Source organism: Pseudomonas sp. PGPPP4, assembly GCF_002256045.1.
Taxonomy (GTDB): Bacteria; Pseudomonadota; Gammaproteobacteria; order Pseudomonadales; family Pseudomonadaceae; genus Chryseomonas; species Chryseomonas oryzihabitans.
Genome location: NZ_NKID01000008.1, coordinates 83316 through 104906, shown reverse-complemented (window position 1 = coordinate 104906; position 21591 = coordinate 83316). Strand labels below are relative to the sequence as shown.

The 21591-nt window shown below is 59.4% G+C and carries 18 protein-coding genes; all 18 read right to left on the bottom strand.

The window, feature by feature from the left end; genetic code table 11:
• Positions 1 to 18: 18 nt before the first annotated feature.
• The 18 genes from CFE50_RS15390 to CFE50_RS15305 all read right to left on the bottom strand — a co-directional run bounded on the left by CFE50_RS15390 (position 19) and on the right by CFE50_RS15305 (position 21590).
• A complete protein-coding gene (locus tag CFE50_RS15390; RefSeq protein WP_169853518.1) occupies positions 19 to 240 on the bottom strand; it encodes a hypothetical protein in 222 nt (73 codons plus the stop codon).
• A 347-nt stretch (positions 241 to 587) separates the two neighbouring features.
• Positions 588 to 2066, bottom strand: a complete 1479-nt coding sequence (locus CFE50_RS15385; protein WP_286734734.1) for a sigma-54 dependent transcriptional regulator — start codon at positions 2064 to 2066, stop codon at positions 588 to 590.
• A gap of 163 nt (positions 2067 to 2229) precedes the next feature.
• Complete coding sequence (locus CFE50_RS15380; RefSeq protein WP_169853516.1) at positions 2230 to 2526, bottom strand: flagellar protein FliT; 297 nt, start codon at positions 2524 to 2526, stop codon at positions 2230 to 2232.
• 17 nt (positions 2527 to 2543) lie between these two features.
• Positions 2544 to 2930, bottom strand: a complete 387-nt coding sequence (gene fliS, locus CFE50_RS15375) for a flagellar export chaperone FliS (RefSeq protein ID WP_169853515.1) — start codon at positions 2928 to 2930, stop codon at positions 2544 to 2546.
• Between the two features lie 85 nt (positions 2931 to 3015).
• Positions 3016 to 4455 (bottom strand): flagellar filament capping protein FliD, encoded by a 1440-nt coding sequence (gene fliD / locus CFE50_RS15370; RefSeq protein WP_169853514.1) that lies wholly within the window; start codon positions 4453 to 4455, stop codon positions 3016 to 3018.
• Between the two features lie 63 nt (positions 4456 to 4518).
• Entirely contained in the window at positions 4519 to 4878 is a 360-nt protein-coding gene (locus CFE50_RS15365) for a flagellar protein FlaG (protein WP_169853513.1), read from the bottom strand.
• A 74-nt stretch (positions 4879 to 4952) separates the two neighbouring features.
• Positions 4953 to 6080 (bottom strand): flagellin N-terminal helical domain-containing protein, encoded by a 1128-nt coding sequence (locus CFE50_RS15360; RefSeq protein ID WP_169853512.1) that lies wholly within the window; start codon positions 6078 to 6080, stop codon positions 4953 to 4955.
• Between the two features lie 308 nt (positions 6081 to 6388).
• The gene (locus CFE50_RS15355; RefSeq protein WP_169853511.1) at positions 6389 to 11563 is read right to left on the bottom strand and encodes a glycosyltransferase; all 5175 of its coding nucleotides are present in this window, start codon (positions 11561 to 11563) and stop codon (positions 6389 to 6391) included.
• A gap of 131 nt (positions 11564 to 11694) precedes the next feature.
• Positions 11695 to 12462, bottom strand: coding sequence for a cephalosporin hydroxylase family protein (locus tag CFE50_RS15350; RefSeq protein WP_420893579.1), 768 nt, complete (start codon positions 12460 to 12462; stop codon positions 11695 to 11697).
• A complete protein-coding gene (locus tag CFE50_RS15345) occupies positions 12452 to 13117 on the bottom strand; it encodes a NeuD/PglB/VioB family sugar acetyltransferase (protein WP_286734729.1) in 666 nt (221 codons plus the stop codon). The genes CFE50_RS15350 and CFE50_RS15345 overlap by 11 nt, the downstream gene beginning before the upstream one ends.
• Positions 13114 to 14229: a DegT/DnrJ/EryC1/StrS family aminotransferase gene (locus CFE50_RS15340; RefSeq protein WP_222932991.1), complete on the bottom strand. Its 1116-nt coding sequence runs from the start codon at positions 14227 to 14229 to the stop codon at positions 13114 to 13116. Before CFE50_RS15340 ends, CFE50_RS15345 begins: the two co-directional genes overlap by 4 nt.
• On the bottom strand, positions 14226 to 15449 hold the full coding sequence (locus CFE50_RS15335; protein ID WP_286734726.1) for a class I SAM-dependent methyltransferase: 1224 nt from the start codon (positions 15447 to 15449) through the stop codon (positions 14226 to 14228). Before CFE50_RS15335 ends, CFE50_RS15340 begins: the two co-directional genes overlap by 4 nt.
• Positions 15446 to 15997: a dTDP-4-dehydrorhamnose 3,5-epimerase gene (gene rfbC, locus CFE50_RS15330; RefSeq protein WP_169853507.1), complete on the bottom strand. Its 552-nt coding sequence runs from the start codon at positions 15995 to 15997 to the stop codon at positions 15446 to 15448. Before rfbC ends, CFE50_RS15335 begins: the two co-directional genes overlap by 4 nt.
• Positions 15988 to 17067 (bottom strand): CDP-glucose 4,6-dehydratase, encoded by a 1080-nt coding sequence (rfbG, locus tag CFE50_RS15325; RefSeq protein ID WP_169853506.1) that lies wholly within the window; start codon positions 17065 to 17067, stop codon positions 15988 to 15990. The genes rfbC and rfbG overlap by 10 nt, the downstream gene beginning before the upstream one ends.
• Complete coding sequence (gene rfbF / locus CFE50_RS15320) at positions 17064 to 17834, bottom strand: glucose-1-phosphate cytidylyltransferase (RefSeq protein WP_169853505.1); 771 nt, start codon at positions 17832 to 17834, stop codon at positions 17064 to 17066. The genes rfbG and rfbF overlap by 4 nt, the downstream gene beginning before the upstream one ends.
• Before the next feature lie 118 nt (positions 17835 to 17952).
• Positions 17953 to 19284: a UDP-glucose dehydrogenase family protein gene (locus CFE50_RS15315; protein ID WP_169853504.1), complete on the bottom strand. Its 1332-nt coding sequence runs from the start codon at positions 19282 to 19284 to the stop codon at positions 17953 to 17955.
• 48 nt (positions 19285 to 19332) lie between these two features.
• The gene (locus CFE50_RS15310; protein ID WP_169853503.1) at positions 19333 to 19983 is read right to left on the bottom strand and encodes a TIGR02466 family protein; all 651 of its coding nucleotides are present in this window, start codon (positions 19981 to 19983) and stop codon (positions 19333 to 19335) included.
• 17 nt (positions 19984 to 20000) lie between these two features.
• On the bottom strand, positions 20001 to 21590 hold the full coding sequence (locus CFE50_RS15305; protein WP_169853502.1) for a flagellar hook-associated protein 3: 1590 nt from the start codon (positions 21588 to 21590) through the stop codon (positions 20001 to 20003).
• Position 21591: the final 1 nt, after the last annotated feature.

Here is a 21591-nt window from a genome sequence, read left to right as displayed (position 1 = left end):
ATAGGCAGGACCTTAATCCTAACCAGCTCTCGTCAAATCGAACAACGGCGCCTTGTTGAGTTGATGCTTGACTCGAAGAGCGGTGCCTTTGTTTGAAAAGTCGATGCGTGAGCAGTGGTCCATACGGGTCAAAGTGACCATTGCCTTGAAACTGCTGGTCAGCTTGTCGAGTGCAGAGGCGGCGTTTTTTCTACCTTCCAATGCAGTTCGTGTGGGACGGATCGTACTGAAATCGATCATCCAGGTGTCCAGATCTAGATAGCAATCCTGACGCAGCTTCAGATACAAAGGCGCCAGAAAACGCTCAAAGGTAAACCTTCGAGCGCCATTACCGGGAGCACTGGTAGACCGTCTTCCAGGGCCATAGCGATCGAATAGGCTAGGTCATCTGGCGCCCGGGCGCTGGATACAGAAGATGCCATTGCGCATCTGCCGATCATCATGGCGTAGCGCCCATCCTCAGGATGAGGAAACGGTCTCGTCCATCAGTGCCCCGCACTCATTCGAAAGGTCGTAACGCCCCCCTGATGCTTGCCTACGCTGCCGTCACCGACTCAGAGTAACGAATACGACTTTTCAGACAAACCCTAGATCTCTCCGTCAAACTCGTCGTCGCGACGGCCCATACCGTACTTGCGCATCTTCTCGACCAGGGTGGTCCGGCGGATGCGCAGGCGTTCGGCGGCACGGGCCACTACGCCACCGGCATCGTCCAGCGCTTGCTGAATGAAGCTCTTTTCCAGGTTGGCCAGGTAGTCCTTGAGATCCAGGCCTTCGCTGGGCAGCAACGCCGAGGACGAGACCTCAACCGTTCCAATTCCGGCCATGGCCTCACGCTCCTGTAGTTCCTCGCGCAGTGACTCCACCATGGGATCGGCTTCGTCTTCCACATAACGGAACTTGAGCGGCAATTCGGCCACGCCTATGACCCCATAGGGATGCATGATCGCCATGCGTTCCACCAGGTTGGCCAGTTCACGGACGTTGCCCGGCCACTCATGGCGACAGAGCGACATGATCGCCGCCGAGTTGAAACGGATGGAGCCACGCTTCTCGTGCTCCATCCGCGCGATCAATTCGTTGATCAGCAGCGGGATGTCTTCGCCCCGCTCGCGCAGCGGCGCCATGTCGATGGGAAAAACGTTGAGGCGGTAGTAGAGATCCTCCCGGAAGGTGCCTGCGGCGATCATCTGCTCGAGGTTCTTGTGGGTTGCGGCGATGATGCGCACGTCCACGCTCTGGGTCTTGTTGCTGCCCACCCGCTCGTAGGTCCGCTCCTGCAGCACCCGCAGCAGCTTGACCTGCATGGGCAACGGCATGTCGCCGATCTCGTCGAGGAACAGGGTGCCGGTGTTGGCCAGCTCGAAACGCCCGGCACGACTGGTGATGGCGCCCGTGAAAGCACCCTTCTCGTGGCCGAACAGTTCGCTCTCCAGCAGCTCGGCCGGGATGGCACCGCAATTAACCGGCACGAAAGGCGCTTCGCGTCGCTTGGAGTGAAAGTGCAGGTTGCGCGCCACCACCTCCTTGCCGGTCCCGGACTCGCCAAGGATGAGCACCGTGGCCTCGGTATCGGCCACCTGCTGCATCATCTTGCGCACGCCCTGGATGGCGCGACTGGTACCCACCAGGCTGCGAAACAATTCGGGCTCGCGCTGACGCCCGCGATCCCGGGCCTGGTCGTACATCTCGCGATAGACCTGGGCGCGGTGCAGGGAGTCCAGCAGCTTGTTGTACGCCAGCGGGTATTCGAGGGAAACCAGCACACGGCGGCGGACATCGTCCGGCCACTCCGGCTGCGCCGTTTCGCCCAGCAGCAGCAGCGGGACCATCTCGTCCCAGGCCACCACCTGTTTGAGCAGCTCGACGCTGTTGCCGCGACTGTCGACGCGACCGACCAGCACACAGCTGACCTGCCGACTGCTGTCGAGCGCTTCGAGGGTGGCTTGCCAATCGGAACTGGTGCAGGCGAGATGATCTTCGCCGAGAAAATCGAGAATGACCGACACTGCCTTGCGCCGCTCGGCTTCATCGTCGATCAGAAGGATCTTGGTTTCACGCCACATATCCCTGCCCCATCCGGCTAGTCGGTTCGCTACACGCAGGTGTCGCCTGCATCCAAGTGCCAACTGGTCGGCATCTTGCGCAAGTTAAGACAAATTGTGAGGCGGGGTCAATTTTATGGCGGTGGATTGTGAAAACTTTGAACTGCCGTCTGGCAGACGACGATTAACCGAACAGCTGGTAGACCTTGGCTGCCTTATCGGCGCGTTGCGCCTGCGTCAGCTCGACCGCGATGGCAGAGCGCTCGGCCGTGGTGGCGGCGATAAGGGTTTTGTAGGTCTTGAGCAGATTCTGCAAGGCGAATGTCAGCTCGGTCTCAACCCCCGGCCCTTCCTGCATGGCAGCATCGACCGCCAGGCGGCAATCCAGATCAAGACGACGGATGGCTTCCCAGTCCTGCTCGGCGAGGGCCTGTTCCAGCCGACCGCGCAGCTGATTGATACAAATAACAATGGTAGCCATGGCTCTCGTCCTCTGGACTAGACCGGCGCGATGCCGTCCCAACCCTCTTTAATGTTGCGCAATAGCCCAGCGACCTCGTCGAGAATCCGCTCGTCGTTGGTCCTGTTGGCTTCGGCCAGGCGCTTGGACATGTAAACGTACAGCGCTTCGAGCCGCTGTGCTAGTTCGCCCCCCGTTTCCAGGTTCAGAGCGTCTCTCAACCCAGCGATGATGTTGATCGTCTTGCCTATCAACTGTCCCTTAAGCTGAAACTTTTGATTCTGCATAGCGCCCTTTGCTTGGGCGATACGGCTCAGGCCGCCGTCGAATAGCATCTGAATCAAGCGATGCGGCGAGGCTTCGAAGACCTCGGACTGAATCCCGACGTTCTGATACTGGCGCAGCGCTGCGGTTCGTGCGTACATTTTCTCGCTACCTTGAAATCAACAGGTGAACTGTCTTGATGTTCAAGATATCGGCGCTCAGCCGCTGATCTTTAGTCAGATTCGTTTAGTCATCCGAAGATTTATTCAGGGCGTTCAGGGTAGTCAGCACACTGCTGCTAGTGCTATTTAGCTGAGCTACGAGGGTATCCATGGCATTGTACTTCGCTGTCAGGATATCAGTGAGCTTGGCCTTGCGCGTATCGAGCGTGGCTTGTTGCTCAGTAAGGCTTGTGAGCGTGCTCTTGATCGTCGAGGTCTGCTGCGATAGCAGACCGGTGCTGCTCTTGGTATAGACATCGACGACATCATCCAACTTGTTTAGCAGACCGGTTTTGGAAGTGAAGAAATCCTGGACATTAGCGGCATTTGCCGCAAGCCCGGAACTCAATTTGGTCGAATCCAGGCTCAGCGTTCCCGTAGTTGTCACAGTGATCCCTAGCTGCGACAGCGTCTGCAAGCTACCGCTCGCGGAGGAGTTACCGAACAAGGTGCTCTGAAGCTTATTGACCAGGCTCCGGGTCATGGAATCACTGGCCAACGCAGCGCTAGAAGTGGACGTAGACCCATCGTCGGCCGTGGTGGTACTGACCTTCGTCAAGCCGTTGATCGAAGTAATCAACGCATTGTAGCCGTCGACGAAACTCTGGATGCTGCTTTTGAGAGTATCGGTATTGGTACCGACCGTGATGGTCGTCTGGCCTTCCTTCAGCAGCGAAAACCTCACACCTGATACAGCGGACTCGATGGTATTGCTGGAACTGGTCAGACTCAAGCCATCAAGGGTATAGCTGGCATCCTTTCCAGCCATCAGGATACTGCCCTTTCGGGTGCTAGAGTCGGCCGAGCTGCTATCGATGTTTAGGGCTTCGAGCCCGGATGAGCCGGACAGGGTAATGCCCGAATTGGCGCCAGTGGCGGTGGAGCTGAGGACCAGCTGCGACTTCCCATCCGCGCCGGTGATCAAATTCGCCGAAACACCGGTGGTGGTGCTCTGCTTGTTGATGCTATCGCGGATGTTGCTGAGGCTTGCGCCCTGGCTGACGGAGATCGAATAGCTACTGTCCCCTTTGCCGAGAGTCAAGGTCCCGCTATCAAAGGTAGTACCGGAGCTGATGCTGTCCGTTGCGACCTTAGCGGCGGTTGCCAGACTTGTTACATTGAGCGAATAGGTACCGGCTACTGCTGTGGAATCGACCGTGGCGGTCGCGTAGGTACTCTCCGACGATGTCGCCGTCAAACCTGCGAAAGATGTTGTGCTATTGAGCTTACCGATAGCAATCTGGAAATCGCCCAGCGCTGTGGTCAGGCTACCTACCGCCGAGAGCCGGGCATTCTCCGAGGTCTTGAGACTACTGATCTGCTGCTGCTTACCTGCAGTCTGCGCCGTCACCAGAGCATCGACGAGAGAAGTGATATCCAGCCCGGTTCCCAATCCCGTCGATGACTTGATCGTTCCTGAAGTGGAAGAAGCCGTAGTGGAGGACGTCGAAGATATGGTGCTCATAGTATTCTCCAGATTTTTGACGCTACCAGCGGTGTCAACTGGCCGAGCAAGACTCACGCCAACTCAGGCCTTTTCCCTGAAGAGCAGGTTGCTCGATTCCTTCAAACTTTCGGCCAATCTGACCGCGACTTCCGAAGGGATCTGCCGAATCACTACGCCGCTGTCGGTTGCGACAACCTTGACGATAGGGATACCGGACGCCTCGTCCACCGAGAACTCCAGATTACGATGAACGTTCTGCACATCGGAGCGAATACTAGCGACTGCCTTATCGAGGACGTCACGGCTGGGCTGCTCCGCCTTGGGGTCCTTACCCGTATTGGATTCCATATCACCACCCTTTGGCGATACCGGCAGCGTTGCCGGAGTCTGAGTGTTACCGACGGCGCTGGAGGGTAGGCCTGAGGTAAGGTTGATGCTCATCAAAACATCCTCCGAGAGAATTCACACAACGCGGAAAAGGGCGCCTTAGCGCCCTCCCCTCGTGCCTACCAGAATTACTGGAGCAGTTTCAGTACAGAAGCGGGCTGCTGGTTAGCCTGGGCCAGTACTGAGGTTGCAGCCGATTGCAGGGTCTGCTGCTTGGTCATCTCGGCAGTTTCCGCTGCGAAGTCCGCGTCCTGGATAGTACTGCGGGCGGCGGTCGCATTCTCGGAGATGCTCTGCAGGTTGGAGATGGTGCTATCCAGACGGTTCTGCACCGCACCTAGCGCGGAGCGCTGGGAGTCGATGGTCTTGAGCGCGTCGTCGATGACCTGGATGGCCTTCTGAGCATTTTTGGAGGAACTGATGTCCAGGGACTGGATGGATTGCCCGGAAGTTACAACCACGTTACCCACCACCGCGTTAGAAGAGCCGCTGGTGATCTTGCTGCTGGAGGTCAGTTCAATTTTTCCGCCGCTGGCAACTGCGGTTATGCCACTGACGTTGGTGTTCATCGCCGATACGATATCGTTTAGCGTTGCGCCCTTGGCATAGCTCACGTCCGTACCATTGATGGTGACCGTACCGGATGCCGTGGTATTGCCGGCCGAGTTGAAGGTCGCTCCCAAGCTACCGCTGGCAATGGAACCCGATGCAAGCGAGGAACTACCCTTGAGCGCACTGGCACTCATATCGTTCAGCGTGAAGCTCACGGTTTCGTTGGCGTTGGCGCCGACTTGGAAGGTCATGGTGCCGTTGGTGCCAGCGGTACCGTCGAGCAGAGTCTGAGCGGTGGAGCCACCACCGAAGGTAGTGGTGGTGGAGATTCGGGTCAGTTCGGCGGTGAGGGATTCGAATTCCTGGTTCAGCGAGTTACGGTCATCGGCGCTGTTGGTGCCGTTAGAGGACTGAACCGACAGGACGCGCATGCGCTGCAGGATGTTGGTGGACTCCTGCAGGGCGCCTTCGGCAGTCTGGGCAATGGAGTTGGCATCGTTGGCATTGGACACAGCCTGGTCCAAACCCTTGACCTGGCTGGTCAGACGGTTCGAGATCTGCAGGCCGGCGGCGTCGTCCTTGGCACTGTTGATCTTCAGGCCAGTGGACAGGCGGGTCATAGCGGTGGTCAGGTTGCTCGATGCGCTGTTCAGGTTCTTCTGAACGGTCAAGGAAGCGACGTTGGTATTGACGGTCATGGTCATGGTGAAGAACCTCGTGGATTAGGCTACTGCTTTAGCTCCTGGCCATGGGGACCGCCCGATGTGACCTGGAGAACCTTCGATATGGTTATCGTCCGGAAAGGCATTTGCTTTAGGCGGAAAAGCGTTTTTTTACTATGCCGAGCAAAAACCGTTTGACTGAGCAACAAAAAGTTGCCTGCCCCCTATAACGGCCGAAATACCGGGATCTTGAGCGGGAATGTCTGTCGCGCGAATTTTCCAGGCGCCAAAAAGCACGCTGCCGGCAAATGCCGGCAGCGTGCTTGCTCGTGAGCGCAGACGCCAAAGCGTCATGGTTGCCAAGCGCGATACCACTCTTGCAGGTTGTCACCTTCCAGCATCCAGTCCTTGCGTATCTGCTCTCTCAACACATCTCCCTGCCGAGCGCATTCGTCGAGATCGCTCACATGCATACGGATCGCATCGACCCAGTCGCGATAGCGATTTTTCACTCGCGTGACGGGTAGATTACCGGCGTAGCAGCGTAGATCACTGCATACAACTGGAAATCCGCAGATGCCGTATTCGAGCAAGCGCAGGTTGCTTTTGCATTCGTTGAATTGGTTGTACTCAAGCGGCGCTAACGCCAAGTCCAGATTCAAACTGGCAAGCAGAGCTGGATAGTGGCCTATCTCCACGCCAGCGTGAAATTCCTTGACGTAAGGACGTAGAGAAGGCGGACACATGCCTAGAAAAACCCAGTCAACCTCATCCGCAAGGTCCCTGACCACATCGTGCAGTAGCTCCAGGTCACCGGTGTGCCCGGCACCTCCGGCCCAGCCTACCCGAGGCTTGGTAGAGGTCTTTCGTTGGCTAACGGGCAAATTTCCCCACCACTCCAAATTTAGCCGATTGGGTGCTATACGAATGTCCGGGTGAAGTTCGGCGAAGGCTTCGGCCAAGGGCTCTGTAGAGACCACGAAGCGATCCGTATAGCTCAGAGCACGGCGTAGCGACCGCAGGATGTCCCTGGGAATATCTTCGCGGTGAATGCTCTTCAACGGCAAATTAGGTAGGTAATCGTCCAGTTCATAGACGGTAAAGGCCTTGGAAAGGAGCTTCATGCGACGCATCGCCTCCAGTCGCTCATCACCAATCTGACGCTGCAGCACTACGACATCGGGCGCATAGCGCTCCAGGTCGGCTACGTGCATTAGATGCTGGGTCATCACTCCCTCGATGAGTCCGGCCTCGCGCTGGGCATGGAAGGGCTGGATGAGACGATAGTGACCACAGCCGAAGGTATCGGCGTAATGAGCCATGACGACGGGGACAGGGCGCCAGACCAACGGCTTCCAGCTCAACTGGGTATCGGTGAGAGTGAAGCCGCCAGGCGCCCGCACCAGCGACAAATTGATATTGTAGGCGGAATCGCGTGCGATCCTAGGCAACCATCGCGCGTAGAAATGATCCTGGAACTCAACGGTCTGCTTGACGGGATCAGCGCCGTGCAACAGTACCGCGTGAGGTGTCCAGACGATCAGATAACCTGCCTCGCCCAAGCGCAGACACAGATCCAGGTCCGCCCCCTCTCGCATGAGAGGGTCCTCAGTGAAGCCGCCTATCTCCTGGAAAGACTGCGCCCGGATCATGAAGCAGCCACCTGAGACGGCGCTGTAGTTCTGATCGACTTGCAGCCGGTTCATGTAGCCCGGGGAATCCTGCGGCTCTCCTACGAAAGCGCGTCCAGCCACACCCTGCAGCCCGAGAATGACGCCGGCATGGGTGATGCGCCCATCGGCATCTACGGTTTTGGCACCGACCACCGCAACTTCTGGACGCAGCGCATGGTTGAGTAACGCTTCCAGCCAATCCTTGCGGAAAACCGCGCTGAGCGGGTCCAAGATGACCAAATAGCTTCCCGTCGCCTCGCCAGCGCCAGCATTTAGCAAGGCCGCCGGCTCAAGGGATTCTTCACTGCGCAGTACCCGGATCCTCGCGCTTGCCAGCTCATCAATGCCTAGCAACCACTGACGGACGGCTGGTTGCGTACCAGCGTTGTCCAGCAGGAGTACTTCGTAGTCCTCGTACTGGGTTTGCTCCAGCACACTCATGACGCAGCGCTGTGCTGCAGCAAGACGATCCTGCACTGGAATCAAAACGGAAACCCTGGGTTTTTCGCCACGGTTGTAGTGCAGTCGATAGCAACCCGGGAGGCTATCTAGCACCTCAGCGTGGTCATAGCCCCGTGCTCGCAGGTGTCGAAGGATGGCCTCACGCTCTTCGGTGCGCGGAACAACTTTCAGGGCATCACTGATCAGTAGCGGCTCGGATACATGACCGAGGCCTGCCAGCCCACCCTCCTCGACCAGACGCAAGAGGAAATCGAGTTCAGCGGCGTCCGCTGCCGCTTCGGTGAAGCCACCCGCCGCCAGCAGTAGATCGCGCCGCAACAGCCAATGGCGCGCCAGGCCGCGGGGAAAGCTCAAAAGCAGATCAAGGTTGAAATCGGGCTTGAGAATGAGCTCCAGCGCACCCGTACCGCCGCGCTGGAGACCATCGGCATAAATGGCTCGACAATCTGGCGCCTCCAATAACTCGAGCGCACAAAGCAGTAATCCGCTATGGGTAAAGGTTTCGCCAGCCTTGACTAGCAGGCACCAGTGGCTATCCATGTCCCGGATTGCCTGGTTGTAGGCCGGCACCCAAGTGGAGCCCCAACCGGACCGCACCTCGACACTCGGCCAGTCCGCCAGAGCGTCCTGCGGCGTGGCGGCCTGGGTGAGCACCATGACTCTGATCCGAGGACCGACCTGGCTTTCCAAACGCAGACTTTCCAGCGTCAGCCCTACCGCCTCGACGTCACCGTCCTGGTCCAGAATTACAATGCCCAGACACAGGTCGGCGTGGCGCACGGCCAGATGGGCAGCGATCAGCTCTTGTTGAATCCGGGTAGGCCGACGCGTCTCCATCCATAGGTCGATACTATTCGATCCGCTCCGGCTTATACCTAGCCGGGCCAGCATGGCATCTTGTTCGGCAGCGACCTGAGCATTGCCCAGATTTCCATGACGCTGATAGAGGCGCTGGTAAAGGGCGCCAAAGTTCTTTTGCTCACGCCCGAGCATGTGGTCCGTTGTGCCGGACTGACGCATATGCACTTCCGCTGATACCTCCGGCACGTGGTAGAACGGCAAGCGCTTTGCCAGGTGCAGCAAAAGGTCCCAGTCTTCGAAAGCGGTCAAGGACTCATCGAACCCACCGATGCTCGCAAGTACCATGCGCGGGTGGGCGAAGGTGTTGACTGGAATGTAGTTCTGGACGAACAGCCGCTCCGACTCGAATCGCTCATGCCGGTAGGGCTGGAGTCGCTCTATCTCATGACGCTTTCCATCCTCAAGACGCTCTATGACATACTCGACACCTGTGTAGACCACTGCGTCCGGCGTTAGCCGAAGCGCATGCGCCAGCTGTGCAAGGTGGTGAGGACGATAGAGATCGTCATCGTCGAGATAGGTTACATAGCGGCCTCGGGCCAGTCGCAGGGCAGAATTGCGGGCAGCGGAAAGCCCTTGATTGCGCCCCTTGCGAAGGTAGCTTACCGGTACTGACAGTGGCGCGAGCAAGGCTTCTACCGGCATGCCCCGGTCGTTCACCAGAATGATCTCGAAGTCACGGAAAGTCTGATGTTCAAGGCTTGCCAGCGCGTCTTCCAGCAGGTCCGGCCGGTTGAAGGTGGTGACGATGACACTGAACGTCGGCTCGTAGTCTGTACCAACGGTATCTTCCAATACCTGAATCCGACCTGTGACATTCGCCCCGTAGACCTGCGCTTCGTGAGCCGTGCGTAGTGCGGCAGCGAGTTCGCCGAGTTCCTCCAGCGTCTCACTCAATCGCACCAAGCCCAGCGCTTGCCCCTCGTCACCGCCAGGTAGATCCGGGTAAATTCGCTCCACGGGATAGCGATCGAACATATCCCGCGCAACCTTGGCTTCGAAAGCTCGCGTCTTGGCACTGGACAGACTTTCGCCGTGCTGGCGCCACTGACAAAGTACGGCTTCCACCTTCTTAAACCGCGCGCTATCAGCAAGCCGGGTCCACATCTGGAAGTCGTGGCAGCGGACGAACGCAGTGTCATAGCCACCGTATTGAGCATAAAGCGCTCGGCGAACCGCAGTCCCTGGATTAGGCAAGCAATTGCCACGGATCAGGATGGGCAACAGCGACTGACCGTAGAAATCGGGATATTGGGTACGCCAGAGCTTGCTTGGCTGAATGTCATCGAAGATCTCTAGGTCACCATAGAGAACATCCGCATCGGGAAAAGCCTGGCTGGCCTCGCGCAAAGCAGTTAGAGCGCCATGTGCCTGGCGGTCGTCACTATCGACCCATACGATAAATTCACCGCGGGCCGCTTCGATACCACGGTTACGTGCCGCGGCACCGCCGCCATGGTCGGCGCGAATGAGCCGCAGCCGGGGATCTTCAATGGCCGCGATGATAGCCAGGGAACCGTCGGTGGAACCGTCATCCACCACTAGCAACTCGAGATCCGGATCGCTTTGCGCCAGGACCGATTCGATGGCTTCGCGCACATAACGCTCGCGGTTGTAGACTGGCATGACCACGCTGAAAAAAGGCGCCGGCCCCAGTACTTGGGAGCTGGAAGCGGGCGGCACCAAGGCTGGCACCGCGGGCGGCGCACTGAACACCTGGAAACGCTGATCCAACCAGCTCAGGACCTGGACGATGAGTTGCGGCTTACGGGCCGGATCGATATCGCGGTGGGTGGCGATGCTTTCGATGAAGAGCGCACTGAGTTCATGATAGTGCGCTGTGCTCTGGCGCCCGGTGATCCTCTCCATCGCAGTGGTGTGCCGCTCGCGCCAGTCGCGACGAACATAGAGGGGCTTGTCGACACGCACGAAGGGACCGTGGGCGGCGATATGGCAAAGAAAGGCAAGATCGGTGCTGACAACCGGCCTTACCGGAAGATCGATACAGGAGCGTCGGATGAGCTGATTGATCGGTTCGCATCGATCTAGGGCGTGCAGCAGCCTCAAATAACGTTCATGCGCGGCCAAGGGCTCGGCGAAGATGTAGTTGCCACCATTGCTCTGGGCAAAGGTCAACCCGTCCTCGTCGATCCAGCGAGTATGGCAGTAAACCAGGCTGATGCGTTCGTCGGTCCGCATCCGAGCCAGGGTTTCGGCGAGAAACTCCGGCTCGATGAGATCATGACCGCCCAGCCACATAAAGAAGTCGCTGCGCGTATGGTCCAGACAAAACTGAAAATTGGCGGCGGCTCCTAGGTTCTCAGAGTGGCGAACATAGGTAAATCGGGGATCGCTGTCGCAAAACCCCTGGCAGATCACACTGGTACCGTCGGTCGACGCGTTGTCGGCCACCAGCGCGCGAAAATCACCATTGGTCTGGGCCGCAAGCGAACGCAGGGTGTCCAAGATGAAAGCGGCTTCGTTGTACACCGGGATGCTGATGACAACGCTGTTTTCTGCAAGGACCATGGACACTCCTGAAGGGATGGGCAATCAAGCCGTCGAACGATCAAAGGCAATGCTGGCGACGTCAGAGTACTGACGCCGCCCTAATTCAGGAACCCTCAAGCAATATGCTCGCCAAGGCCTCGCCCGAGCCGCTAGCCGATGCGTTTGAGGTAACCTTCGGGAGCCACGCTAATGAGCAACTTGTTCTCCAGCGCCTTATCGATCACAAACTCTGGATGCTCGGCAAGATAGCGATGCACAGCTGTCTGCGGACTATTGCCCCTGCCCCATGGGCGATCAGCGAAGAACTCGTCCGGCATTAATTCGACCACGGTATCCATAACCACACAGTAGCTGTCGATCGCCACCAAGGGCGCATAGGCGTGCAGCTCCTGGTAGACGTGTTCGTCAGTGTGGTTGGAATCGAGTATGACCAATACGCAGCTGGCCTGGGCCGCCAGCGTCTGTACCTGTTCAACGATCTGCGGGGCAACAGAAGAGCCCTCGATCAGCGTAATCCGTGAACTCAACGGATGAGATTCGATTGCTTGCCGGTTGTGCTCGCGGATATCGATGTCCACGCCGACCACGCGCCGCGGGTCCGTACGCCCCTCGCAGAGATCAAGCAGCGCCAGGAGCGATGCGCTAAGGATGAGCGAGCCACCATGGGCTATGCCGGTCTCGACGATCAGGTCCGGGCGGACGTTCCACACCAACTCCTGCAGCGCCACCATGTCCTGGGGATACTGGATAATTGGTCGCCCCAGCCAGGTGAAATTATAGGAATACCTGTGCCGGCAACTCTGCAGGAACCAATCACGCGTTTGCTGGTTCAGGAGCGGATCTGCCGCAGCAACGGCAGCGTTGTGCTCGCACTCCATCCGAAAATCGACGTGTGGATTTGGTTTTCTAGCTGTCATCCAATGTTTCCTCCGGAAGCTCTAGATAGCCGATCACGCGGGCGGGATTGCCCACCACAATCGCACCGGCTGGTACGTCTCGGGTCACCACTGCGCCCGCGCCTATGGTTGACCAAGCGCCCAGTTGCAAGCGTGGCAGGATCACGGCGCTGGCACCGATGAACACGCCGGTACCTACCCTTACCAGTCCGCATAGATTGGCGCCCGGGGCGACGAACACCGAGTCCCCTAGCCAGGTTTCATGATTGATGAATGCTCCAGCGCTGACGCTGACGTTACTACCGAGCCGGACCCCCGCCTGCAGGATGGCCGCGCGCTGCAGATAGCTTCCCGCACCGAGTTCGACGTCGTCTACCAACACCTCGGGATGGATGAACTGACCGAGCCTCGCTCCTGCCCGCAGCAGTTCCAGGGTTGTGCTATGGCGGGTGCGGGTATCGCGCGTGATGACGTTAACCACCTGGGCAGAGCCGAGCCTACCCAAATCCGCCGTTCCCCCCAGCACGGTGAAACCATGGAAATCGCGACCCTGCTTGCTGGCATCGTTGTCGAGAAAGCCCCGAATGCGCGCTGTTCCGGCCGCCATCATCGCCCGCGCCTGTGCAGCGACCTCAGGATTGTTGGCGCCGAGCAGGAGTAACTCCGGCGTGCTCATGAGGCGGAGCGTGCATGCAGGTTGCGGACGACTTGGCATACCCGGTCGAGCTGGGCCTCAGTGATGTCGTGGAAACTGGGCAGATTGATAGCGCGACCGGCGATGTCTTTCGCGATGGGTTGCGGCTCGCGACGGCCAAAGGGGGGAAGGCTCGACAAAGGATGAAAAAACACCCTCGCATCGATATCGGCTGCCGCGAAGGTTTCCAGCAAGCATTCGCGCGTGATGCCCAAGGCAGGGTCGAAGACCAATGTCGGCATCCAGGCGCCATTAATCTCGCCGGGGCGCTCGGGATTAAAGGCAAGGCCACCAAGGTCGGCGAGGCGCGCCTTGTAAGCGCTGAGGATCTGCCGCTTGCGCTGGGTCAACTCATCGAGTCTTTCAACTTGGGCGCAGCCAAGCGCCGCCTGAATGTTCGACAGCTTGTATTTGAAGCCCAGCGTTTCAGGCCAGAACTGGCGGCTCTGGACCGCCGCGCGACCATGATTTGCCAGTGTCGCGACCTTTTCTAGGAGCGCAGCGTCCTGGGTCACGAACATGCCGCCCTCTCCGGTGGTCATGGTCTTGGTGCCATGAAAGGAAAACACGCCAAAGGTGCCCAGGCTGCCGGCCCGCTGTCCATGATAGACCGACCCAAGCGCCTCGGCAGCGTCTTCGACCACCGCTATGCCGTGTTGCCTACCGAGGGCGAGCAATGCATCCAGTTCACACAGATTACCATATAGATGCACGGCGATGATGGCTTTGGTGCGCGCCGTGATTGCCTCGGCTACGCGGACTGGATCGAGGCACCAGGTGTCGGGGCGGATATCCACGAGCACTGGCGTGGCGCCCAAATAAAGGATGGGTGCTACTGACGCAATCCAGTTGGTGTCGGCGAGGATAACCTCGTCACCCGGACCGATGCCCAAGGCGGCGAGCCCCATGTGCAGTGCACCCGTGGCACTGGAAGTGGCCAGGGCCTGGGCGACCCCTAGATGTCGCCGGAACGCGTCTTCGAATCGGTGAATGTAAGCATAGCACTCGCTGCCCCAGCCGTACCGGGCGGCGTCGGTGACGTAGGCGACCTCCAGCTCGGTGATGGAAGGCTGGGTGTACTGAATGCGCATCAATGCAACTCCAGGGTGGGGATCACGGTGACGAAACGTCCCTGCCAGGCCCGTATTCCGGCCAGTTGAGAGACGATCTCGGCGGTGAGGTTCCAGGGCAGGATCAATACCCAGTTCGGCTTGGCCGTTTCTAGTTCGCCAGGCGGGCGAATCGGTATATGGCTGCCTGGCAACAGTCGACCCTGCTTGGAGGGCGCCGCATCGCATACGAAAGGCAACAGATCGGGTTTTACCCCCGCGTAGTTGAGCAGCGTATTGCCCTTAGCCGCTGCGCCATAGGCGGCGATGGTACGTCCAGCCCGCTTCTGCTCGAGCAAAAAAGTCAAAAAGGCGTTCTTCACCGCCTCGGCCCGCGCCTGGAAATGCAGATAGGTCTCTAGCCGCTGTAGCCCCCCAGCTCTTTCCCGCGCCAGTAACTGCGCTACCCGCAGGCTCGGCTCGGGCGCTGCCGCGGCGTGGCCAGCATGAATACGTAAACTCCCGCCGTGGGTTGAGAGCTCCTCAACATCGTGGATGCGTAGTCCGGCAGCGTCGAGAATGCGTTGCAGGGTATGCAGCGAGAGGTAGGAAAAGTGCTCGTGATAGACGGTGTCGAATTGCCCTTGCTCTAGCAGTTGCAGCAAATGCGGAAACTCTAGGGTAAGCAGGCCGTGGGGCTTGAGCGCCAGCGCCAACCCTTGGGCGAAGTCGTTGATATCGGGTACGTGGGCCACGACGTTATTGCCGATCAGAAGATCCGCCTGCCGACCTTCGCGACGCAAGCGCTCGCCGAGTGCGCGGCCAAAGAATTCCTGGAGGATGGGAATGCCCTGACGCTCGGCGACCCGTGCGGTGCTCGCCGTCGGTTCGATGCCCAGGCAAGGGATGCCAGCGGCCACGAAGTTGCGCAGCAGATAGCCATCGTTGGCGGCGACCTCCATGACCAACGCTTCCGCTCCTAGCGCGAGTCGCCCGATCATCGTCTCGGCGTAGCGGGCGGCATGGGCACACCAGCTGCTGGAGGTCGAGGAGAAGTAGGCGTAGTCGTCGGCAAAGAGCGCTTCCGCCTGCGCGTAGTCTTCCGTCTGCACCAACCAGCAGTGGGTACAGACCTGCAGCCGCAAGGGATAGTGGACCTCGGGCCGTGTCAGATCCGCGAGGTCGCGATAGGCGTTTGAGGGCGGGGCGAAGCCCAGATCGAGAAAACGCTGCGTCAGGGGTGCTTGGCAGTGGCGGCAGTTCATGGATCGAGCCCTTCGAAATCCTCGGTCAAGGGGGGGTGTGCACGGTCGCGGGGGGAGAGTTCTCGGATTGGCAGAGGCCAGCACACGCCAAGCCGGGCGTCATCCACGGCGACCCCACCCTCGGCGGCAGGCTGGTAGGCGGCCGTGTGCAGATAGAGCAGCTCGCTGTGATCTTCCAGGGCCTGGAAGCCATGGGCGCAGCCTTCCGGAATCACCAGCAGCCGACCGTTTTCAGCCGATAGTTCTTCAGCATGCCAGTGCAGGAAAGTAGGAGAGCCGCGGCGCAGATCGACCGCCACGTCCCAGACGCGTCCCTGCAGGCAGCGCACCAGTTTCATTTCCGCATGGGGAGCACGCTGGTAATGTAAGCCGCGCACCATGCCGCGGCTTACAGTGTGGGAGCCGTTGATCTGCAAGATCTGCCGCCCCGCCAAAGGCTGACTCAGCGCCTGGGCGCAGAACATTCGGCCGAAGCTGCCACGGGCATCGCTTAGTCGGGGAAATTCCACTACCAGCACTCCTGCCAAAGCGGTGGTCGTCAGTTGCATGGGCGAGTCCAGACAGCGCCGGTAGCGGCCGTCCGATAGGCGTCGAGTTGGTCGAAGGTCAGGAGCCGGCCGCTGGCCTGTTGCCAATACCACTCGGCGGTGGCGGTCAAAGCTTGGTCAAAGGTCCATACCGGCAGCCAGCCCAGGCGGCTTCTCGCCTGGGCACTGTCCAGCTGTAACTGCCCCGTCTCGTGCAATTCCCCAGCGCCATCTGTGGCCCGCCAGCGCAATTCGGGCCAATGCCGAGTCAATGCCAGGAGTACCTCGGCTACCCGGCGCGTGTCTGTCACGGCTGGCCCCAGGTTCCAAGCTCTAGCCACCTCACTGTCCCCCTCGAGCAGGCGCTGACCGATAAGCAGGTAGCCGGAGAGGCAATCTAGTACGTGCTGCCAAGGACGAATGGCGTTGGGCGAGCGGATCTGCAACTCTTCTCCGCGCCTTAGGGCCCGCCAGGCATCAGGCAGCAAGCGATCCACCGACCAGTCGCCGCCGCCGATCACGTTTCCAGCCCTGGCGGTAGCCAGCAGAGGACCGTCTTTAGCGGCATAGAACGCCTGCCGATAGCTGTCGCAGAGCAACTCCATGGCCGCCTTGGCCGCGCTGTAGGGATCATGTCCACCCAGCGCGTCGATTTCCCGGTATCCCCAGTTCCATTCCCGGTTGGCATACACCTTATCGGTGGTTACCGCGACGATCGCCCGAACCGCCGACTCGTGGCGACAGGCTTCGAGCAGATGCGCCGTACCCATGACATTAGTCGCCCACGTCACGAGGGGCTCGGCATAGGATTTCCGCACCAGAGGCTGGGCGGCCAGATGAAAAACTATCTCTGGCCGGCTGCGCCTTATCAATGCGGTGAGCCGTTCGGCGTCAGCCAGATCGCCCTCGGTGGCATCAATGGACAGCTGCAGCGCATGCCAGTGTGCCTGGTCGCTAGCGGGAGCCAGGGAGTACCCGTACACCTCGGCGCCTAGGCGCTGTAGCCAGGCGGCCAGCCAGCTGCCCTTGAAGCCGGTATGGCCGGTCACCAGCACGCGCCGGCCACGATAGCGGCCGCCGAAGGCGGTCATTTCCACACCTTCCAAGGGGCCTGCCGCCGACTCCAGAGATCCTCCAGCTGATTCTTGTCACGCAGAGTATCCATGGCCTGCCAGAAACCCTGGTGTTCATAAGCCATGAGCCGTTGCTCGGCGGCGAGACGAATCAGCGGCGCGCCCTCCCAGCTGCAGTCGTCCCCGTCGATGTAGTCCAACACCTCCGGTTCCAATACGAAATAGCCGCCGTTGATCCAAGCGCCATCCCCAGCGGGCTTTTCTTGAAAGCGCAGCACCGCCCCCTCTCCCAGCTCGAGCGCACCATAGCGTCCGGGCGGCTGGATGGCGGTAATGGTCGCGGCCTGCCCATGAGCACGATGGAAGGCGAGCAAGGCGCTGATATCGAGGTCGGTCACCCCGTCGCCATAGGTAAAGCAGAAGGTGCCCTCGCCCAGATGCTCACGAACCCGCCGCAAACGGCCGCCGGTAAGGGTCTCCTCTCCTGTATCCACCAAGGTCACCCGCCAAGGCTCCGCATGACGCTGATGGATGTGCATGCGGTTCTCTGCCATGTCGAAGGTGACGTCGGACATGTGCAGGAAGTAGTTGGCGAAGTATTCCTTGATCACGTAGCCCTTGTAGCCCAGACAGATCACGAAATCATTGATCCCGTGAGCCGAATAGGTCTTCATTATGTGCCAGATAATTGGCTTGCCACCTATCTCGATCATGGGTTTGGGTCGCAAATGCGACTCTTCGCTGATCCGGGTGCCGAGTCCACCCGCCAAGATCACTGCTTTCATAGGACGCCTGCGCCAATTCCCTGTCGTCGCCATAGACGGTGACGGAAGCTAAGCAAGAAGTCGACCAGGCCTGCTTCCTTTTTGAACAGCGTAGTTCAAAGTGGCCGAGTTGCCGAATCTACACTTGCGGCCGGCCGATGGCATAGTAGCGCAAGCCATGGCGGGCCATGAGCGACGGCTCGTAGAGATTGCGGCCATCGAACACCAGGGCATCAGCGAGCTCTTGCTTGAGCACGGCAAAATCCGGCGCTTTGAAGCGGGTCCAGTCCGTCACCACCACCAGCGCATCGGCGCCGCTCAGGGCCTCCTGCTGATTGGCGCAGAGCCTGAGGTCAGGGCGCTCGCCATAAAGTCGGTGACATTCATCCATGGCCTCGGGATCAAAGGCTTGCACCCGCGCGCCGCGCGCCCAGAGCCCTTCGAGCACGTCCCGACTAGGAGCTTCGCGCATGTCGTTGGTGTTGGCCTTGAACGCCAACCCCCAGACGGCGAAGGTCTTACCTGCTACGGCGTCGCCGTAGTGCGCATCGATCTTGTCCAATAGGCGACGCTTCTGTGCTTGGTTGACAGCTTCCACTGCCGACAGGATAGCCGTTGTCCCACCGACCGCCTTGGCAGCAGCGCAAAGTGCTTTAACGTCTTTTGGAAAGCAGGAACCGCCATAGCCACAACCAGGATAGATGAAGTCGTAGCCAATCCGCTGATCGGCACCTATGCCCCTGCGCACTAGCTCGATGTCGGCCTGAAAATGCTCGGCCAGATTGGCCATCTCATTCATGAAGGAGATCTTGGTGGCGAGGAAGGCGTTGGCTGCGTACTTGGTGAGCTCCGCACTGCGCAGGTCCATCAGCACGATCTTTTCGTGGTTGCGATTGAAGGGTGCATAGAGTTCTTGTAGCAGCTGGGCGCCTTGGGGGCTGTGCACACCGACGATAATTCGATCAGGGCGCTGACAATCCGCCACTGCGGCGCCTTGCTTGAGAAACTCCGGATTGGCGATCACCTCGACCTGCAAGTCCTCACGTCTTCGACCCGCGAGTATCTCGGCGAAACGCACGCGCATCTCATCGGCGGTGCCTACCGGTACCGTGGACTTGTTAATGACCGTCTGGTCGCTATCCATTCGATTGGCGATCAGCTCAATAACCTGCCTCACCTGACTCAGATCGGCGTCACCGGTGGCATCGCAGGGAGTGCCTACGGCGATGAATTGAACTTGAGCGTGAGCCACGGCGCTGCCCAGATCGGCTGAGAACGCCAGGCGACCCTCTTCGAGGTTGGCCCGCACCATTCCTCCAAGGCCTGGCTCAAATACCGGCATAATCCCTTGATTCAACCCCTCAACTTTGGCTTGGTCAATATCGACACAAAGCACTTGATGTCCGACACTCGCAAGCACTGCAGCCTGTACTAGCCCGACATAGCCAGCGCCAAAAATGGAAATATTCATGAGATCCCCTGCAGTATAAGAAAGAGCAGGCACCGGCCGGCTGGACGGCTACACACCGAAATTGAACGCCACCGAAATCCGGGGCCGCGCACCTTTGAAGCGACGTACAGCATGCATCAGCCATGACGGGAACATTACGAAGGTGCCGCTGGATGGCGTGACGGTGGTCGAGTAGCCCGCTGTCAGGCAGCCTTCGATACGCATGCGCAATTCGGGGTTGTAGACCGAAGGCATCAGCCCACGTGGGTCGACGAACTCCAATTCGCCGGCGCAATCGGCGTCCTGGGCGCCACCATCGTCTACCCAATAGACGCCTGACCAGAAGGCCCCGGGGTGGCCATGCAGGGCATTGCCCTGCCCGGCTTCGTTGACGTTGGCCCAGGCGTTGTAGCGCCACTCGAAGGCCGGTTCGATGAGGCCGTGCTCCGCGGAGTGGACGGCGGTGAGCTGGGTCGCGAAGGCCCGGGCGAAGGCGGCGAGCTCCGCTCCCGGGGAACCTGCCCAGCTGTCGAAGTCATGGCTCGATTGCCAGCCGCCCTCGTTGCTGTGGCGGGTCCCGGCGTCCTGTTCGCGGCGTGCCAGGATCATCGCGCTGAGTTCGGCATTGAGCCGCGCGGCATCGGGATGGACGAGTTGCGCTAGCGGCGTGACGAAGAGCTTCTTGATCTCGATGCTGGCCGTATCGAATGGCTGACTCATGACAGCTGGCTTCCCTTTCAGATCTTGTCGAACAAGCTTAGCTGGGAAACTTTGGCAAAGGCGGCCTGGGCGGCCTCGAGCATGGTTTGCTGTAAGGTGAGCTTCGAGGTCGCCTCGGCCATGTCGGTGTCGCGGATCGACGACTGGTTGGTGGTATTGGACAAAGACAGACTCTGGTTCTCACTGGTGAGCAGTGTGATGGTCTGCTGACGAGCACCCAGGGAGGAGGTGGTCTTGTAGACCTGGTTCATGCCGTTGTCGAGGTTGGTGATGGCCGAGGCAACGGCACTGCGGATATTCAGCTGGGCCTGCGGATCGTTGGTGGTGGAGGTATCCAGCGCCGTGCGCAGATTCTTGATGGTATCGAGGACGTTCTGTGTCTGGTTGCTGCTGCCGCCCAAGGTGAACTCGTCGCCGCTGGCAGCCGCCGAGCTCACGCTGAATTGGGCGCCGTTTACGGTAAGGGTGGCTGGATAGGAGCCACTCAGAGTGCCGCTCGACAAGGCGCTACTGCTAGCATTGGTGGGCAGCGCATAGACTTGATAGTCGGTAGCCGAGGTGAACTTGAGCAGGACCCCATTGCTGGGAAATGTCGTGCTGTAAGCCGTTTCATTGCTGACCGTACCTCCGGTGATCTGGGCGGTGGAGGTATTGGTCGCGCTCCGAGTGACGGTAAAGGTCTCCGGCTTGACGCCGAAACTGAAGCTATAACCCGAGACCAACGAATTGGTATCCGCACTGTCGTCCGTGGACTTAAGAGAGACGTCCAGCGCCAGCTCCGCACCGCGAAACTTGACGGTCACGGCATCGCCGGTAGTGGTTTCGTAAGTGCCGTTGCCGCTCACCTCGCTGGTCACGTCATTGCCGCTGCCGTCCAGAATCTTGAACTGGGTGCTGCTGATGACGTTCAGGGTATAGGGCGCACCGCTGCGATAGCTGCTATTGAAGGCGCTCTCGTCTGTTACCGTTCCTTGGGAGAGGAAGACCCGCTGGGTGCCATCGACATTGGGGTTGGATGTCAAACTGGAGGTAGTTAAGTCCGCGTTCTTGGCGCTCTCGAAGGTACTCCAGCCATTGTCGCTGATGGCGAGATTAAGGGTATCCGCCACCTGGACCGACAGGGTGCTCTGATCGCCCTTGTAGCTATAGCTGCCGTCGGGATTCTTGACGAACGGCTGGGTGGTGCCACTGCTACCGGAGAAGATGTAGTTGCCGCTAGCATCTTTACTGTTCATCAGCGAGAACAGCTGATCCTGGATGTCGCCAAGCTGGTCGCTGATGGCGCTACGATCGTCATCGGTAAGCGATCCATTGCCAGCCTGCACCGCCAGCATCCGGGCATTCTGGAGCACGTTGGTGATGGTTGACAGCACGGACTCCTGGTTGGTCAGGGCGTTGGTGGCCGTGGTCATATTACCGCTGTACTGGGTCAGCAAGGTTTTCTGCTGCTCAAGCTGCAATAGCCGCGCCGAGCCGACCGGATCGTCCGCCGGCGTCTGGATGCGTACCCCGCTAGAGATCTGCTCCATGGTCTTGGTCAGGCTGGAATAGCCATTCGAATAGCCCGTGGTGCTGGAGGTGAACATCTGGGAAGTCGAGATACGCATG

Coding starts and splice junctions, on each gene's coding strand:
- CFE50_RS15390 (WP_169853518.1), bottom strand. CDS start 240: ATGATCGATTTCAGTACGATCCGTCCCACACGAACTGCATTGGAAGGT.
- CFE50_RS15385 (WP_286734734.1), bottom strand. CDS start 2,066: ATGTGGCGTGAAACCAAGATCCTTCTGATCGACGATGAAGCCGAGCGG.
- CFE50_RS15380 (WP_169853516.1), bottom strand. CDS start 2,526: ATGGCTACCATTGTTATTTGTATCAATCAGCTGCGCGGTCGGCTGGAA.
- fliS (WP_169853515.1), bottom strand. CDS start 2,930: ATGTACGCACGAACCGCAGCGCTGCGCCAGTATCAGAACGTCGGGATT.
- fliD (WP_169853514.1), bottom strand. CDS start 4,455: ATGAGCACCATATCTTCGACGTCCTCCACTACGGCTTCTTCCACTTCA.
- CFE50_RS15365 (WP_169853513.1), bottom strand. CDS start 4,878: ATGAGCATCAACCTTACCTCAGGCCTACCCTCCAGCGCCGTCGGTAAC.
- CFE50_RS15360 (WP_169853512.1), bottom strand. CDS start 6,080: ATGACCATGACCGTCAATACCAACGTCGCTTCCTTGACCGTTCAGAAG.
- CFE50_RS15355 (WP_169853511.1), bottom strand. CDS start 11,563: ATGGTCCTTGCAGAAAACAGCGTTGTCATCAGCATCCCGGTGTACAAC.
- CFE50_RS15350 (WP_420893579.1), bottom strand. CDS start 12,462: ATGACAGCTAGAAAACCAAATCCACACGTCGATTTTCGGATGGAGTGC.
- CFE50_RS15345 (WP_286734729.1), bottom strand. CDS start 13,117: ATGAGCACGCCGGAGTTACTCCTGCTCGGCGCCAACAATCCTGAGGTC.
- CFE50_RS15335 (WP_286734726.1), bottom strand. CDS start 15,449: ATGAACTGCCGCCACTGCCAAGCACCCCTGACGCAGCGTTTTCTCGAT.
- rfbC (WP_169853507.1), bottom strand. CDS start 15,997: ATGCAACTGACGACCACCGCTTTGGCAGGAGTGCTGGTAGTGGAATTT.
- rfbG (WP_169853506.1), bottom strand. CDS start 17,067: ATGACCGCCTTCGGCGGCCGCTATCGTGGCCGGCGCGTGCTGGTGACC.
- rfbF (WP_169853505.1), bottom strand. CDS start 17,834: ATGAAAGCAGTGATCTTGGCGGGTGGACTCGGCACCCGGATCAGCGAA.
- CFE50_RS15315 (WP_169853504.1), bottom strand. CDS start 19,284: ATGAATATTTCCATTTTTGGCGCTGGCTATGTCGGGCTAGTACAGGCT.
- CFE50_RS15310 (WP_169853503.1), bottom strand. CDS start 19,983: ATGAGTCAGCCATTCGATACGGCCAGCATCGAGATCAAGAAGCTCTTC.
- CFE50_RS15305 (WP_169853502.1), bottom strand. CDS start 21,590: ATGCGTATCTCGACTTCCCAGATGTTCACCTCCAGCACCACGGGCTAT.